This window comes from Streptomyces sp. NPDC005898 (assembly GCF_040629635.1).
In the GTDB taxonomy this organism is placed as follows: domain Bacteria; phylum Actinomycetota; class Actinomycetes; order Streptomycetales; family Streptomycetaceae; genus Streptomyces.
Map to the genome: position 1 here is coordinate 134537 of NZ_JBEXWC010000007.1, position 14692 is coordinate 149228.

The window sequence follows — 14692 nt, forward strand, 5'->3', positions numbered from 1 at the left end:
CGTCACCTGCCGGAGGTCGTCGGGGGGCCGGGCATCGCGGGCCGGGGGGTCGTGGGCCGGACAGTCGTGGGTCGGACAGTAAGGGGCCGAGGAGTCGTGAGCCGGGCCGGGGGCTCCGCGCGCGCGGGTCCGGAGGCCGTGGGCGTGGGCGCGGCGGCCGACGCCGAGGCCGAGGCGCTTGCGGAGGCCGGTGCGGAGGGCCGGACGGGGGCCGGGACGGTGAGCGCCGGGGGCGCCGCTTCCTGGGGGCGCGGCGCGGGCCCGGCGGCGGCGCCGGGCACTCCGCGCACGGTCCCGTCGAGGTTCAGGAAGGCCGGGTCGCCGCCGGGGACCAGGCCGAGTTCGGCGGCGCGCCGCTGGAGGGCGTCGGGGGCCGCGAAGCCGTCCACGTCGCGCTGGAGCTGCTGCTCCTCCTCGGTGAGGTCCTTCGTCTCCTTCTTCAGCTCGCTCACCTGGAACGAGCCTTCGTTGAGCGAGGAGTTCAGGATGAGCAGCGTGATCAGGCCGCCGCCGAGGAGCAGGACGACCAGCAGGACGAAGGGGGTGCGGGCCGCCTGGTTGGAGCTCTGCGGCAGCAGTCGCGCGAGGCGGGCGGCTCTCCCCCGCAGCTCGGGCTTCTTCTTGCTCATAAAGCCTCCTCGCGGACTCGGCTCGGCAAACTCGGGCTCAGGGGCCGTGCGGCGGGGCCGGGCGTCAGCCGACGTCCTCGCGGATGCGCTCCGCGCCGCGCAGCCGGGCCGGGGCCGCCCTGCGGTTCTCGGCGATCTCCTCCTCGGTGGGCAGTTCGGCGCCCCGGGTCAGGAGCTTGAGCCGCGGCTGGTAGCGCTCGGGGACGACGGGCAGGCCGGGCGGGGCCGTGTTCGCCGCACCGGCCGCGAACACCTGCTTGACCAGGCGGTCTTCGAGGGAGTGGTACGACAGGACGGCGATCCGGCCGCCGACCGCCAGCGCCTTGACGGCCGCGGGCACGGCCCGTTCCAGGACGCTCAGTTCGCCGTTGACCTCGATGCGCAGGGCCTGGAAGGTGCGCTTGGCGGGGTTGCCGCCGGTGCGCTTGGCGGCCTGCGGCAGGGAATCGCGGATCAGTTCGACGAGCCGCGCGCTGTTGCTGAACGGCTCCTTGTCGCGCTCGCGCACGATGGCGCTCACGATGCGCTTGGCCTGCTTCTCCTCGCCGTACGCGCGCAGGATCCGCACCAGTTCGCCGGGCGCGTAGGTGTTGAGGACCTCGGCCGCGCTGATGCCGGTCGTCTGGTCCATGCGCATGTCCAGGGGGGCGTCCTGGGCGTACGCGAACCCCCGGTCGGCCTCGTCCAGTTGCATGGAGGAGACCCCGAGGTCGAACAGGACGCCCTGGACGCGCCGGACGTCCAGGCGGTCGAGCACCTCGGGCAGCTCGTCGTAGACCGCGTGCACCAGGGTGGCCCGCTCGCCGTAGGGGGCGAGCCGCTCGCCGGACAGGCGCAGCGCCTCCTTGTCGCGGTCCAGGGCGATGAGGCGGGCCGCGGGGAAGGTGGCGAGGAGCGCCTCGCTGTGACCGCCGAGGCCGAGGGTGCAGTCGACGACGACCGCTCCCGGCTCGGCGAGGGCGGGGGCCAACATGTCCAGGCACCGCTGGAGCATCACCGGGACGTGTCGGCTGTTGTCGGTCAAGGGGCCCTCTCAGGTCCGGCGCGGCGTTCGTACGCACTGCCGGGTCCCCGCCCGCTCCGTGAAGGGGAATGGTCCGCCGGCGCCGGGAAAGTGGCGTCAGCCGACCGGGAGCGGGAGGAGGCCGAGCCGTACGTACGCGCCGCGCACGTGGGGATTCAGGGAATCTCCGGGATGTGCGGTCCAGCGGGGAGCAGGTCACGTCTCCCGCTTCGCGTCACTTTAGTCCACCGTGTCGCCCGGTCAATCAACCGGCCTGCGCGTCGCGGACCGGTCCGGGGAGAGCGGGGAGAGGGCGCGGGTCACCCGTTCGGACGGGGCGCGGCAAGCCCCTGTGGGGTACCTCACAACAAGAGTCTTTGACATTTTTTGTCCCTTCTCGCGACGGGCCAAGACGATCAGTGAGCACTAACGTCATAGCCATGTCGACTTCCGCATCCCCTTCCGGCCCCACCCCCACAGCGCCGAACGGTGACCTGGCCGCCGACGCGGTCACCGACCGTCTGGTGGAGGCGAACGTGCGCTACGCCGCCGGCTTCACCGACCCCGGCATGGACGCCCGCCCCGTGCTGCGCGTGGCCGTCGTCGCCTGCATGGACGCGCGCCTCGACCTGCACGACGCGCTCGGTCTGGAGCTGGGCGACTGCCACACCATCCGCAACGCGGGCGGTGTGGTCACCGACGACGTCATCCGCTCCCTGACCATCAGCCAGCGGGCGCTGGGCACCCGCAGCGTGGTCCTCATCCACCACACCGGCTGCGGCCTGGAGTCCCTCACCGAGGAGTTCCGCCAGGACCTGGAGACCGAGGTCGGGCAGCGGCCGACCTGGGCGGTGGAGTCCTTCCGCGACGTCGACCAGGACGTACGCCAGTCGATGCAGCGCGTGCGGACCTCCCCGTTCCTGCTGCACACCGGCGACGTCCGCGGCTTCGTGTTCGACGTGACCACGGGTCTGCTGAGGGAAATCGACCCTGCGTGACGGACAAAAGTCCCTGAGACCCCCCAAAGCGTCGCCAGTTATCCACAGGCGAGTGACACGACCCGCTACACCCAACAACAATGCGGGGTGACACCACACCGACCGTTCAGGCGTGGTGTCGGTGAATTCGTGTGGACCGGGTCGCGCGCGTGAGCGGCGGCCCGGACACGGGGTATCCCCTGCTCCCCAAGAGCTTCGGGGAAGGGCCGAGGAGGGCCGGGTGACGACCTATGACGATCGAGCGAGCCTCACAGACCTGACCACCACAGCGGAGCGCGTCCGCAGGTCGGTGGAGGGTGTGATCGAAGGCAAGCCGGAGGTCGTACGGCTTTCGCTGACGGTGCTCCTCGCCGAGGGGCACCTGCTCATCGAGGACGTGCCGGGCGTGGGCAAGACCATGCTCGCCAAGGCGCTCGCGCGCTCCGTCGACTGCTCGGTGCGGCGCATCCAGTTCACGCCCGACCTGCTGCCCTCGGACATCACCGGGGTGTCGATCTTCGACCAGCAGCGCCGGGACTTCGAGTTCAAACCCGGCGCGATCTTCGCCCAGATCGTGATCGGCGACGAGATCAACCGCGCCTCCCCCAAGACGCAGTCCGCGCTCCTGGAGTCCATGGAGGAGCGCCAGGTCACCATCGACGGGCAGACCTACGAACTGCCCAGCCCCTTCATGGTGGTGGCCACCCAGAACCCCGTGGAGATGGAGGGGACCTACCCCCTGCCCGAGGCGCAGCGCGACCGTTTCATGGCGCGGGTCTCGATCGGCTATCCGGGCCCGGAGGCCGAGCTGCGGATGCTCGACGTGCACGGCGGCGTCTCGCCCCTGGACGACCTCCAGCCGGTGGCGCACGCGCACGACATCGTGAAGCTCATCGACGCGGTCCGCACGGTCCACGTGGCCGAGTCCGTGCGGCGGTACGCCGTGGACCTCGTCGCCGCCACCCGCAGCCACCCGGACCTCAGACTCGGCGCCTCCCCGCGCGCCACGCTGCACCTGGTGCGCGCCGCCAAGGCCTCCGCCGCGCTCAGCGGCCGGGAGTTCGCCCTGCCGGACGACGTGCAGGCCCTGGCCGTCGCGGTCCTCGCGCACCGCCTGCTGCCCACCGCGCAGGCCCAGCTGAACCGCCGCACCGCCGAATCGGTCATCCTGGAGATCCTCCAGCACACGCCCGTCCCCGCCGCCGCCCCACCGGGCGCCGGCGCCTTCTTCGACCAGCGGCCGCCCGGCACCCGGGGGCTCTGATGACGGCCGGGGGGATGCCGGCGGGGCCCGCGCAAGGCGACAGCGCCGGGCTGCGCACGGCTCTCGCGGGCCTGACCACCCGCGGACGCTCCTTCCTGGCGGCCGGGGTCGCCGCCGCCATCTGCGCCTACGTCCTCGGCCAGGCCGACCTGCTGCGCGTCGGGCTGCTGCTCGCCGTGCTGCCGCTGGTCTGCGCCCTGGTCCTCTTCCGCACCCGCCACCGCGTGGCGAGCAGCCGCAGGCTCTCCCCCGCGCGCGTGCCCGCCGGTTGTGAGGCCCGGGTGCACCTGCGGATGGACAACGTCACCCGGCTGCCCACCGGACTGCTGATGCTCCAGGACCGGGTGCCCTACGTCCTCGGCCCCCGGCCGCGGTTCGTGCTCGACCGCATCGAGGCGGGCGGACGCCGCGAGGTGTCCTACCGCGTCCGCTCCGACCTGCGCGGGCGTTATCCGCTGGGGCCGCTGCAACTGCGCCTGACGGACCCCTTCGGCATGTGCGAGCTGACCCGCTCCTTCTCGACGTACGACACCCTCACCGTCATCCCGCGCGTGGAGGCACTGCCCCCGGTGCGGCTCACCGGCGAGGCCAAGGGGTACGGCGAGGGGCGCAACCGCTCGCCGGCGCTCGCCGGCGAGGACGACGTCATCCCGCGCGGCTACCGCCACGGCGACGACCTGCGCCGGGTGCACTGGCGCTCCACCGCGCGCTACGGCGAGCTGATGGTCCGCCGCGAGGAGCAGCCGCAGCGCGCCCGCTGCACGGTGCTGCTGGACACCCGGGGCGCCGGCTTCCGGGGCGCGGGGCCCGACTCGGCCTTCGAGTGGGCGGTGTCCGGCACGGCCTCCGCCCTGGTGCACATGCTGGAGAGGGGCTTCTCGGTACGGCTGCTGACCGACACCGGCACCTCCGTGCCGGGCGAGGGCTCCGACGGCTTCGCGGGCGCGAGCCAGGAGTCGGCGGACGCGGCCGGCCTGATGATGGACACCCTCGCGGTCGTCGACCACTCCGACGGGGCCGGGCTCTCCCGCGCGTACGACGTGCTGCGCGGCGGCAACGAGGGCCTGCTCGTCGCCTTCCTCGGCGACCTCGACGAGGAACAGGCGGCGGTGGTCGCCAAGATGCGCCGCCGCAGCGGCGCCGCGGTCGCCTTCGTCCTGGACGGCGCGGCCTGGGCGCGGGGCCCCGGCGGTGTGCCCTCCGGCGCCGGTGAGGCGCGGGTGCGGATGCTGCGCGAGGCGGGCTGGACGGCGCTGCCGGTGCCCCCGGGGGCGAGCCTGGCTGACCTGTGGCGGCAGGCGGACCACACCCGCGCCGCCGGATCGCACGGGGGTACGACAGTGGGGGGATGGTCATGAGTGGACGCGCGCGGCTCGCGCTGTGCGCCACCGCGGCCACGGTGCTGGCGTCGAGCGCGCTGCTGCCGCTCGTCGATCCGGCGACGTGGTTCCTGCAGGCGGTGCTCCTGCTCGCCCTGCAGAGCGGGGTGGGCGCGCTGGCCCGGCGGGCGCCGCTTGCCAGGCCGCTGACCGTGGCCGTGCAGGCGCTGGTGACGCTGCTGCTGCTCACCCTGGTCTTCGCCCGCGAGCAGGCGCTCGCGGGGATAGTGCCCGGGCCCGAGGCGTTCCGCCGCTTCGGCGTGCTCCTGGAAGCGGGCGGCGCCGACGTCGGGCGGTACGCGATCCCGGCGCCGCTCAGCGACGGCATCCGGCTGATGCTGGTGGGCGGGGTCCTGGTGATAGGCCTCGCGGTGGACGCGCTCGCGGTGACCTACCGCACGGCGGCCCCGGCAGGGCTGCCACTGCTCGCCCTGTACTCGGTCGCGGCGGGGCTCTCCGGGAGCGGCGCCGGATGGCTGTGGTTCCTGTTCGCCGCCTGCGGCTATCTGCTGCTGCTCCTGGCCGAGGGGCGGGACCGGCTCTCCCAGTGGGGCCGGGTGTTCGGCGGCGGCGCCCCGCGCTCTCCGGGACGGGTCTCGGGGGGGCTGGAGACGCGTGGCGGGGCGAGTGCGCCCGTGCGCACCGGGCGGCGCATCGGCGCTCTCGCGCTGGGCGTCGCCCTGGTGGTGCCGCTCGCGCTGCCGGGCCTGGACGGCGGCCTCCTGGGCGGCACCGGGGGTCCGGGCGGCAACGGCACGGGCGGCGGCGGGACGATCTCCGCCGTGAACCCCCTGGTCGCGCTCCAGGACAGCCTGAACCAGCCGGAGGACCGGGAGGTCCTGTCGTACCGCACGAACGCCGAGCAGGGCGAGGAGCTGTATCTGCGGATCGTCTCGCTCGACCAGTTCGACGGCACCACCTGGAAGACCACCGTCCGGGGCATCGAGGACGTGCCCTCGCCGCTGCCCGATCCCCAGGGGCTGTTCCCCGACGTCCGCAGGACCAAGATCCGCACGAAGATCTCGGCCGCCGACGGCTACGCGCAGAACTGGCTGCCCATGCCGTTCCCCGCCAGCCAGGTGGACATCGGCGGCCGGTGGCGGTTCGAACCGGTGGGCCGCGCTCTGGTCGGCGACCGCGGGCAGACCACGCGCGGCGTCGACTACGAGGTCAGGAGCCTGGTCGTGGAGCCCACGGCCGCCCAGCTGGCCAACGCCTCCTCGCCCCCGGCGAACCTGCGGCGGGAGTTCACCAAGGTCCCGGACTCGCTGCCCGCCATGGTCGCGGATACCGCCCGCCGGGTCACCAAGGGCTCCACGAACCCCTACGAGCAGGCGGTCAAGCTCCAGGACTACTTCGCCTCGGACGGCGGATTCACGTACAACACGCAGGTCAAGGCGGGCAGCGGCCCGTCGGCGATCGAGAAGTTCCTGAGGCAGAAGGAGGGCTTCTGCGTCCACTTCTCCTTCGCGATGGCCTCCATGGCGCGCACGCTCGGCATACCGGCCCGGGTCGCGGTGGGCTTCACGCCGGGGTCCGCGCAGGCCGACGGCACGATGTCGGTCGGGCTGCGGGACGCGCACGCCTGGCCCGAGCTGTACTTCGAGGGCGTGGGCTGGACCCGTTTCGAGCCGACGCCCAACCGCGGTTCGGTGCCCGACTACACCCGCTCGGACACCCCTTCCGGTGACACGAGCGACGCGGACACCCCGGAGCCGTCCCGTACCTCCGAGCCGTCCGCCGCGCCCTCGGCGTCCGACAGCTGCCCGCCCGAGGTGCGCAAGCAGGGCGGGTGCGCGAGTGCCGCGCCGCAGGTCGCCGCCGGTTCGGGCGGCGACGGCCCGCCCGTCGGGACGATCGTCCTGGTGGCCCTCGCCGCGCTGCTCCTGCTCACGCTGCCGCTGCTGCCCCTGCTGTGGCGGACCCGGGTGCAGACGGTGCGACTGGGCCCGGCCGGTGTCGTCGAGGGCGGCGCGGCCCTCACGCCCGCGGTCGCCGCGCCCCGGACCCTGGGCGCCTGGCTGGAGGTGACCGACACGGCGTGGGACCTCGGCATCGAGCCGGACGAGTCGCAGACGCCCCGCAGGGCCGCCGAGCGGATCATCCGCGTCGGGCAGCTGTCCCCCGACCCGGCACAGGCCCTCCACCGGGTGGCGACCGCCGTGGAGCAGGTGCTCTACGCGCCCACTCCGCAGCCGCCGCCGGCCGGGCTGCTCGACGACGTGCGGCGGGTGCGCGCGGGGCTGCGGGCCTCGGCGAGCCGGCCGGCCCGGCTGCGGGCGACACTCGCGCCGCGTTCGGCCGCCCGGGTGGTGTGGGCGCTCTCCGGGCGCTGGACGGCGTTCGGCACCCGTTGGAGCGAGCGGGCCGCCGAGCGGTGGGCGGCCCTGACCCGCAGGCTGCCGCGGCGGGCTCCGCGTCAGGGATGAGGCGCCGCCGGCCCTGGCGGGCACACGGGTGAGAGGGGCACACGCAGGAGAGGGGCATACGTGTGAGGGGTGGCCGCCGTGGGCGGTCACCCCTCACATGGTCACGGTCTGGTGTGGCGGCCTCGCGGGGCCGAGCTCAGTGACCACCCTGCTGTTCGTCGCGGCGGCGCTGCCACCGCTGCTCGATGCGGTCCATGACGGAACGGCGCTGCCTGGTCTGCCGATGAGCCTGCGCTCCACCCTGCGCGGCCGCGCCCGAGGGCTGCTCGCCCGGCTTCGGAGCCTTGCGCCAACCGGTGACGGCGAGCACAGCGCAGCCCAGCATGACGAGGAATCCCACCACGCTGATCCAGATCTGCTGGGCGACCATTCCGGCCATGAGAAGGGCGATGCCCACCAGGAAGCCGACGACCGCTTGGTAGACCCGCTTCCGGGTGTACGTGCGCAGCCCGCTTCCCTCAAGCGCTGTCGCGAACTTGGGATCTTCGGCGTACAGCGCTCGCTCCATCTGCTCGAGCATGCGCTGCTCGTGCTCCGAGAGCGGCACGGAGTCCTCCTCATCGTGCAGTCGCCGGGGCGACCGGGGGTCCCCTTCAGGATAGGCAGGGAATCGCCCCCGTGAAACCCGCCCCTCTGCGCCAACTTCGCCAAACCGGGCCAACACATCGCTCCGGCTCGCTGAAGCGTGCATTCCCCGGCGGCCGAACCGTCATGCGGGACGGTGTCCCTCGATCATACGGCGCCGGTCACCCGTTCGGGGGGCCTGTGGCGTACTCCATGTGCCGCCGCGCCGCTGATCAGCGGCGCGGCGGGGTCCCTCAGGGCTGGTCCGTACCGCGCGCCTGCCCCAGGACGTGGAGCTGGGTGGCCACGGAGTGGAAGGCGGGCAGCTCGGCGGCGGCGGCCTCCAGCTCCAGGAGGGCCTCCATGGCACCCGGCTCGGTGTCCACCAGGACGCCGGGGACGAGGTCGGCGAAGACCCGCACGCCGTGCACCGCGTCGACGCGCACACCGGCGGCCTCGACCAGCTCGGTGAGCTGCTCGGCGGTGAAGCGGCGCGGCACGGGGTCGCCCGCGCCCCAGCGGCCCGCCGGGTCGGTGAGCGCGGTCCGCGCCTCCTTGAAGTGCCCGGCGAGGGCCCGCGCGAGCACGGCGCCGCCGAGGCCGGCGCCGAGGAGGCTGAGCACACCGGCGGGGCGCAGCGCGTCGACGGCGAGGCGCACGCCCTCGGCCGGGTCGTCCACGTACTCCAGGACGCCGTGGCACAGGACGGCGTCGAAGCCGCCGCGCTCGACCACGTCGAAGAGGCCGAGGACATCGCCCTGGACCCCGCGCACGCGCTCGGCGACACCGGCCTCGGCGGCCCGGCGCTCCAGCGCGAACAGGGCGTTGGGGCTGGGGTCCACGACCGTGACACGGTGGCCGAGGCCGGCCACGGGCACCGCGAAGTTGCCGCTGCCGCCCCCGGTGTCGAGCACGTCCAGCCGGGTGCGCGACTGGCGGCCGACGGCCTCGGTGCGGCGGTCCAGGGCGTCCTTGAGGACGTCCCAGACCACGGCGGTACGCAAGGAAGCGCGCGGGCGGGGGGAGTCGGAGCGCAGCGACGCCGCTTGGGGGCGGTGGGGGGAGACGGGCGGGCGCATCGGGTCCGACACGGCAGTTGACTCCTCGGCGCGTGGGTGGGCGATCGTCCCCACCCTATTGCCTGCCGCCCGGTGCCCCGCCCACCCGTCCCGGGCGACGAGCCGCCGGTCAGCCCGCGTTCGGCCGCTCCTCTCCCGCCTCCACGGGCTCGGGCCTCGGCTGGGGCAGGACGGGCTGGAGGACCAGCATCCGCTCGACCAGGCGCAGGAACATCGCCACGTCCCGCACGAGGTCGTCGGCGTCACGGCCGGTGGCGGCCCCCCGGATGCCCGCCTCGGCGCGGGCCCGGCGGGCGGCGCCGGAGGCGAACAGAGCGCTCCACTCGGTCAGTTCGGGCGCGATCTCGGGCAGGACCTCCCAGGCGCTGCGGATGCGCTGCCTGCGGCGCGGGGTCGCCTCCGGCCTGCCGCGGGCGGCGAGGACGGCGGCCGCGGTGCGCAGGGCGGCCAGGTGGGCGGTGGCATAGCGCTCGTTCGGGGCGTCCAGGCGGGCGGCCTCGTCGATTCCGGCGCGGGCCTGGGCGAGGAGTTGGAGGGCGGCGGGCGGGGCGGTCGCGCGGCGCAGGACGGGGTGGACGTCGCTCGCCGGGCCGTTCAGCGCGGGTGCGGGGCGCATGGCGCTGTGCCGGTGTGCTGCTGCCGCGGAAGTGCTGGCCATGACGAACCTCCTGTCGTCGTGTGACGGCACTGTGGCCGTATGTGCCCATCGTGGGCCACGCCACTGACAATCGGCTCTGACCTGGACCTTTGCGTCGAATGGGGGTTCGGGCCTACTTTTGTACTGACTGGTCAGTTCAAAAACCGGGTTGTCAGGGGGGATTGTGGACGGTTCGACCGAGGCCGCTCGTGGAGTCGCCGTCGCCGCCGAGGGGTTCGGGCTCAAGGGCCCGCGCGGCTGGGCGTTCCACGGCATCGACATCGACGCCGGGCCCGGATCGCTGATCGCTCTGGAGGGCCCGTCCGGCTCGGGCCGCACCTGCCTCCTGCTCGCTCTGACGGGACGTATGCGCGCGACCGAGGGCCACGCACGCGTGGCGGGCTTCCGCCTGCCCGAACAGCTGGCCTCCGTGCGTCGGATCAGCGCCCTGGGACCCGTGCCCGGGGTCACCGATCTCGACCCGGCGCTGACCGTCGCCGAGCATCTGCACGAACGGGCGCTCCTTGAGCGGCGGTTCGGCGGTCCGCTGCGGGGCCTCTTGCGGCCGCGTGCCGAGCGGCGCGAGGAGACGCGGCTGCGCGTGACCGCCGCGCTGGCCGCCGCGGGGCTCGACCTGGAGTCGCTGCCCAAGGGGCGCAGGACCTCCGTACGCGATCTGGAGCGGCTCGAGGCCCTGCGCCTGTCCGTGGCCCTCGCGCTGATCGGCCGGCCGCGGCTGCTCGGGGTCGACGACACCGACCTGAAGCTCTCGGATGCCGAACGCGGCGAGGCCTGGGACCTGTTGAGGTCCCTCACGGAGAGCGGCACGACCGTCGTGGCGGTGTGCAGCGAGGCGCCCGAGGGCGCGGTCGTGGTGCGCACCGGCGCCCGACCGGTGCCGGACACCGAGCGGGAACAGCACGGTGGCGACGACGACAAGGAGACGGCGGATGCGCTCGCCCAAACTGGCCTCGCTTGAACTGAGGCGCTTCGGCAGGGGAAAGCTGCCACGGGCCGCGCTCGTCGCGCTCCTGCTGCTCCCCCTGCTGTACGGCGCGTTGTACCTGTGCTCCTTCTGGGACCCGTACGGGCGTCTCGACCGCATACCCGTCGCGCTCGTCAACGAGGACGAGGGGGCCACCGCGCAGGGCAAGAAGCTCCGGGCGGGCGACTCCATCGTGCACAAGCTGCACGACAGCAAGACCTTCGAGTGGCACGAGGTCACCGACGCCGAGGCTCGCGAGGGCGTCGAGGACGGGAGGTACTACCTGTCGCTGACCATGCCCTCGGACTTCAGCGAGCGCATCGCGTCCAGTTCCGGGGATTCCCCGGAGACGGGCGCCCTGCGGGTGCGTACGAACGACGCGAACAACTACATCGTCGGGCAGATCTCGCGGACGGTCTTCTCCGAGGTGCGCAGGGCCGCGTCGACCAAGGCCTCGCGCTCCTTCCTCGACAAGATCTTCATCTCGTTCTCCGACATCCACGACAAGACGCAGCAGGCCGCGGAGGGCGCGGACAGGCTCGACGGCGGCATCGGCAAGGCCAAGAAGGGCTCCACGGACCTCGCGAAGGGGCTCGGGGACGCCAAGGAGGGCAGCGCCGCGCTGGCCTCGGGCGTCAAGAAGCTCCACAAGGGCGCGGGCGACCTGAAGAGCGGCGCGCGGCAGGTCGCGGACGGCACCCACCGGCTCGCCGGCAAGGTCAACGGCACCGCGGACAAGGTGCGGCCCTTCCTGAAGGACAACGGCAAGACCATCGGGGACACCGCCCAGTTGGTCGCCGACACATCCAAGGCGATGCGCCGCGACCTGGACGACTGGGTCAAGCTCGCCCCCGGGGCCGCCAAGGGCGCCAAGGAGGGCTCCAGGATCATCGGCGACTTCTATGCGAAGCACTGCGAGAACGCAGCGGTGCCCGATCCCGGTTGCCCCAAGTTCAAGGAGGCCAAGGAGGCCGCCGAGAACGTCTCCACCATCGCGGACGACATGAACACCGTGATCAAGGACCAGCGCGGCGACGCCAAGCGGCTCGACAAGCACCTGGCCACCCTCCAGAAGAAGTCGCAGGCCCTCGCCGACCGCGCCCCGCACCTCGACGAGGACCTGGACAAGGCCGTCACCCAGATCAACGAACTGGACAGGGGCGCCGGCAAGGTCGCCGACGGCGCCAAGAAGCTGCACACCGGCCTCGGCACCGCCAAGACGGGCGCCAGCGACCTCGACACGGGCATCGGCAAGCTGGAGACGGGCGCGAGCGACCTCAAGGGCGGCATGTTCAAGCTCGCCGACGGCTCGGCGAAGCTGTCCGGCGGGCTGCACGACGGCGTCAAGAAGATCCCCGACTACGGCAAGAAGGACCGCGACGCCCGCACCGACGTCATGGCCGACCCGGTGCAGCTCGCCTCGCGGTCGCTGCACAAGGCGCCCAACTACGGCACGGGTTTCGCGCCGTACTTCATCCCGCTGTCCCTGTGGGTGGGCGCGATGGTGGCGTACATGCTGATCGCGCCGCTCAACCGGCGCGCGCTCGCCGCGGGCGCGTCCGCGTGGCGCATCGCGCTGGCCGGCTGGCTGCCCGTGGTGGCCCTCGGAGTGCTCCAGGTGGTGGCCCTCATGTCGGTCCTGCACTGGGGGCTCGGCCTCCAGATGGCCAGGGCGGCCGGCACCATCGGCTTCCTGTGCCTGACCACGGCGTGCTTCGCGGCCATCGTGCAGTGGCTCAACGCCCGCTTCGGGGCGGCCGGGCGCATCCTCGTCCTGGCCGCGCTCATGCTCCAGCTGACGTCGGCGGGCGGCACCTATCCCGTGCAGACGAGCCCCGGCTTCTTCGGGGCGATCCACCCCTTCCTGCCGATGAGCCATGTCGTCGACGCGCTGCGCAGGCTGATCACCGGCGGCGGCCTCGGGCCCGTCTGGCAGGCGTGCGCGGTCCTGGCCGCCTTCACGCTGGGCGCGTTGGCGCTCACCGCGCGCTCCGCGCACCGCAAGCAGGTGTGGACCCTGGAGCGGCTGCACCCGGAGCTGAGCCTGTGAGCGCATCGAGGACGGGTGGCCCCGCGGGACCTGTGAGAATCAAGGTCATGGACAGCAGTGCAGGCAGCTCCCGGCGCGAGGCCACCCGGCAGAAGCTCTACGAGGCGGCCGTCACGCTCATCGCGGAACAGGGCTTCTCCGCCACGACGGTCGACGAGATCGCCGAACGGGCCGGGGTCGCGAAGGGCACGGTCTACTACAACTTCGCGAGCAAATCGGTCCTCTTCGAAGAGCTGCTGCGGCACGGCGTCGGTCTGCTGACCGCCTCCCTGAGGGAAGCGGCCGAGGAGACGCGCGCGAGCGGCGGCAGCAATGTCGACGCCCTCGACGCGATGATCAGGGCCGGTCTCGTCTTCATCAACCGCTACCCCGCCTTCACCCAGCTGTACGTCGCCGAGCTGTGGCGCACGAACCGCGCCTGGCAGTCCACCCTGCTCGTGGTCAGGCAGCAGGCCGTCGCGGTGGTCGAGGACGTGCTGCAGGCGGGCGTCGCCGGCGGGGAGCTGAGCGAGGAGATCGACATCCCGCTGACGGCCGCGGCGCTCGTCGGGATGGTGCTGGTCGCCGCCCTCGACTGGCAGGCCTTCCAGCCGGAGCGTTCCCTGGACGACGTGCACGCGGCGCTCTCGCGGCTGCTCCAAGGCCGGGTCAGCGGCACGCGCGCGTAAGGCGGTCGGCAGCCAGGCACGCGCGCGTAGCGGTACGGCAGCCCGGTACGCGCCCGTACGAAGGCGCCGGTCCGGTGCCCCCTGTTCGCCAGGCGGCACCGGACCGGCGCCTTCTTCGTGTCCCCCGTGACCCCCGTGCGTCCCCCGTGTGGTCGCCCCCCGAGTCACCCCCGTACCCCGCTCCCGCCTCGCGGCGGAAGGAGCGGCCAAGGGCCCGGCGCGGTTCCGCCGCCCCGTGTCGGCGGTACCGGCGCCGTGCCCTTCTCCGTGGCCCCCACTCTGCCGTCTTCGCAGGTGGGGGCCTATCCGCGCGCGTACTCATCTCCGCGGATAGGTACGGATACTCAGACGTGCGCGCCGCTGCCCGGGCCGCGCCGCCCGACAGTGGTTACGATCGCGTCCGTGTCCGTACTCCCCCTGGTGTTCACCAGCGGCTGGGCGAGCGGGATCAACGCGTACGCCGTTGTCCTGCTGCTCGGCGTCTTCGGCGCCACCGGCGTCAGCGACGAGGTGCCCGAGGCGCTCCAGCGGCCGGACGTGCTGATCGCCGCCGGGGTGCTCTTCCTCTGCGAGGCCGTCGCCGACAAGATCCCCTACGTCGACTCCGTCTGGGACTCGGTGCACACGGTCGTCCGGCCGGTGTCCGGCGCCGTGGTGGGCGCGCTGCTCGCAGGCCAGAGCGGGTCCCTGTCGGACCTCGCGGCGGGCGCCGTGGGCGGTTCGACGGCGCTGGCCAGCCATGCGGTGAAGGCCGGCACCCGGATGGCGATCAACACCTCGCCCGAGCCCTTCAGCAACGTCGTGATGAGCACGGCCGAGGACCTCGGGGTCGGCGGGCTCATCTCCTTCGCGATGTTCCACCCCGAGGCCGCCGCCGTCATCGCGGCGGTGCTCCTGCTGCTCGGCCTGTTCCTGCTGTTCTTCCTCCTCTCGCGCATCCGCCGGTTCCTGCGGCGCAGGGCGCAGCGGCGCGAGGAGAGACGGCTGGCCGGACGGGACGGGCCGCCCGCGCTCTGAGGCCCTGCGGC

At 73.4% G+C, this 14692-nt stretch carries 13 protein-coding genes; 8 read left to right on the top strand and 5 right to left on the bottom strand.

Going from position 1 to position 14692, the window contains the following annotated elements; translation table 11 throughout:
* Nucleotides 1-2: 2 nt before the first annotated feature.
* Both ABZ385_RS12465 and rsmH read right to left on the bottom strand, forming a co-directional pair.
* A complete protein-coding gene (locus tag ABZ385_RS12465; RefSeq protein ID WP_358911249.1) occupies nucleotides 3-629 on the bottom strand; it encodes a hypothetical protein in 627 nt (208 codons plus the stop codon).
* 64 nt (nucleotides 630-693) lie between these two features.
* Nucleotides 694-1653 carry a 16S rRNA (cytosine(1402)-N(4))-methyltransferase RsmH gene (rsmH, locus tag ABZ385_RS12470; protein ID WP_358584299.1) on the bottom strand — a complete coding sequence of 320 codons (960 nt, stop codon included), beginning with the start codon at nucleotides 1651-1653 and terminating at the stop codon, nucleotides 694-696.
* A gap of 419 nt (nucleotides 1654-2072) precedes the next feature.
* Here rsmH and ABZ385_RS12475 point away from each other — a divergent pair, with 419 nt between their 5' ends.
* The 4 genes from ABZ385_RS12475 (at nucleotide 2073) to ABZ385_RS12490 (ending at nucleotide 7681) form a co-directional block, all read left to right on the top strand.
* Nucleotides 2073-2630 carry a carbonic anhydrase gene (locus ABZ385_RS12475; protein ID WP_358584300.1) on the top strand — a complete coding sequence of 186 codons (558 nt, stop codon included), beginning with the start codon at nucleotides 2073-2075 and terminating at the stop codon, nucleotides 2628-2630.
* A 220-nt stretch (nucleotides 2631-2850) separates the two neighbouring features.
* The gene (locus ABZ385_RS12480; RefSeq protein ID WP_358584301.1) at nucleotides 2851-3873 is read left to right on the top strand and encodes a MoxR family ATPase; all 1023 of its coding nucleotides are present in this window, start codon (nucleotides 2851-2853) and stop codon (nucleotides 3871-3873) included.
* Nucleotides 3873-5231 (top strand): DUF58 domain-containing protein, encoded by a 1359-nt coding sequence (locus ABZ385_RS12485; protein ID WP_358911251.1) that lies wholly within the window; start codon nucleotides 3873-3875, stop codon nucleotides 5229-5231. Before ABZ385_RS12480 ends, ABZ385_RS12485 begins: the two co-directional genes overlap by 1 nt.
* Nucleotides 5228-7681, top strand: coding sequence for a DUF3488 and transglutaminase-like domain-containing protein (locus ABZ385_RS12490; RefSeq protein ID WP_358911253.1), 2454 nt, complete (start codon nucleotides 5228-5230; stop codon nucleotides 7679-7681). The genes ABZ385_RS12485 and ABZ385_RS12490 overlap by 4 nt, the downstream gene beginning before the upstream one ends.
* A gap of 136 nt (nucleotides 7682-7817) precedes the next feature.
* Here ABZ385_RS12490 and ABZ385_RS12495 read toward each other — a convergent pair whose 3' ends face one another.
* The 3 genes from ABZ385_RS12495 to ABZ385_RS12505 all read right to left on the bottom strand — a co-directional run bounded on the left by ABZ385_RS12495 (nucleotide 7818) and on the right by ABZ385_RS12505 (nucleotide 9982).
* Complete coding sequence (locus tag ABZ385_RS12495) at nucleotides 7818-8228, bottom strand: DUF3040 domain-containing protein (RefSeq protein WP_358911255.1); 411 nt, start codon at nucleotides 8226-8228, stop codon at nucleotides 7818-7820.
* A gap of 271 nt (nucleotides 8229-8499) precedes the next feature.
* A complete protein-coding gene (locus tag ABZ385_RS12500; RefSeq protein ID WP_358590677.1) occupies nucleotides 8500-9336 on the bottom strand; it encodes a methyltransferase in 837 nt (278 codons plus the stop codon).
* Nucleotides 9337-9433: 97 nt separating this feature from the next.
* Nucleotides 9434-9982 carry an SAV_6107 family HEPN domain-containing protein gene (locus tag ABZ385_RS12505; protein WP_358911257.1) on the bottom strand — a complete coding sequence of 183 codons (549 nt, stop codon included), beginning with the start codon at nucleotides 9980-9982 and terminating at the stop codon, nucleotides 9434-9436.
* 163 nt (nucleotides 9983-10145) lie between these two features.
* On the opposite strand from ABZ385_RS12505, the gene ABZ385_RS12510 reads away from it, so the two are divergent.
* The 4 genes from ABZ385_RS12510 (at nucleotide 10146) to ABZ385_RS12525 (ending at nucleotide 14681) form a co-directional block, all read left to right on the top strand.
* Complete coding sequence (locus tag ABZ385_RS12510; RefSeq protein ID WP_358584173.1) at nucleotides 10146-10940, top strand: ATP-binding cassette domain-containing protein; 795 nt, start codon at nucleotides 10146-10148, stop codon at nucleotides 10938-10940.
* The gene (locus ABZ385_RS12515; RefSeq protein ID WP_358911258.1) at nucleotides 10912-12996 is read left to right on the top strand and encodes a YhgE/Pip domain-containing protein; all 2085 of its coding nucleotides are present in this window, start codon (nucleotides 10912-10914) and stop codon (nucleotides 12994-12996) included. Before ABZ385_RS12510 ends, ABZ385_RS12515 begins: the two co-directional genes overlap by 29 nt.
* A gap of 47 nt (nucleotides 12997-13043) precedes the next feature.
* Complete coding sequence (locus ABZ385_RS12520; protein WP_358911260.1) at nucleotides 13044-13664, top strand: TetR/AcrR family transcriptional regulator; 621 nt, start codon at nucleotides 13044-13046, stop codon at nucleotides 13662-13664.
* Nucleotides 13665-14066: 402 nt separating this feature from the next.
* Complete coding sequence (locus tag ABZ385_RS12525) at nucleotides 14067-14681, top strand: DUF4126 domain-containing protein (RefSeq protein ID WP_358584179.1); 615 nt, start codon at nucleotides 14067-14069, stop codon at nucleotides 14679-14681.
* Nucleotides 14682-14692 lie beyond the last annotated feature (11 nt).

Excerpts from the sequence above, each read along its gene's own strand:
- ABZ385_RS12475 (WP_358584300.1), top strand. The coding sequence starts at position 2,073 with ATGTCGACTTCCGCATCCCCTTCCGGCCCCACCCCCACAGCGCCGAAC.
- ABZ385_RS12490 (WP_358911253.1), top strand. The coding sequence starts at position 5,228 with ATGAGTGGACGCGCGCGGCTCGCGCTGTGCGCCACCGCGGCCACGGTG.
- ABZ385_RS12505 (WP_358911257.1), bottom strand. The coding sequence starts at position 9,982 with ATGGCCAGCACTTCCGCGGCAGCAGCACACCGGCACAGCGCCATGCGC.
- ABZ385_RS12485 (WP_358911251.1), top strand. The coding sequence starts at position 3,873 with ATGACGGCCGGGGGGATGCCGGCGGGGCCCGCGCAAGGCGACAGCGCC.
- ABZ385_RS12465 (WP_358911249.1), bottom strand. The coding sequence starts at position 629 with ATGAGCAAGAAGAAGCCCGAGCTGCGGGGGAGAGCCGCCCGCCTCGCG.
- ABZ385_RS12520 (WP_358911260.1), top strand. The coding sequence starts at position 13,044 with ATGGACAGCAGTGCAGGCAGCTCCCGGCGCGAGGCCACCCGGCAGAAG.
- ABZ385_RS12515 (WP_358911258.1), top strand. The coding sequence starts at position 10,912 with ATGCGCTCGCCCAAACTGGCCTCGCTTGAACTGAGGCGCTTCGGCAGG.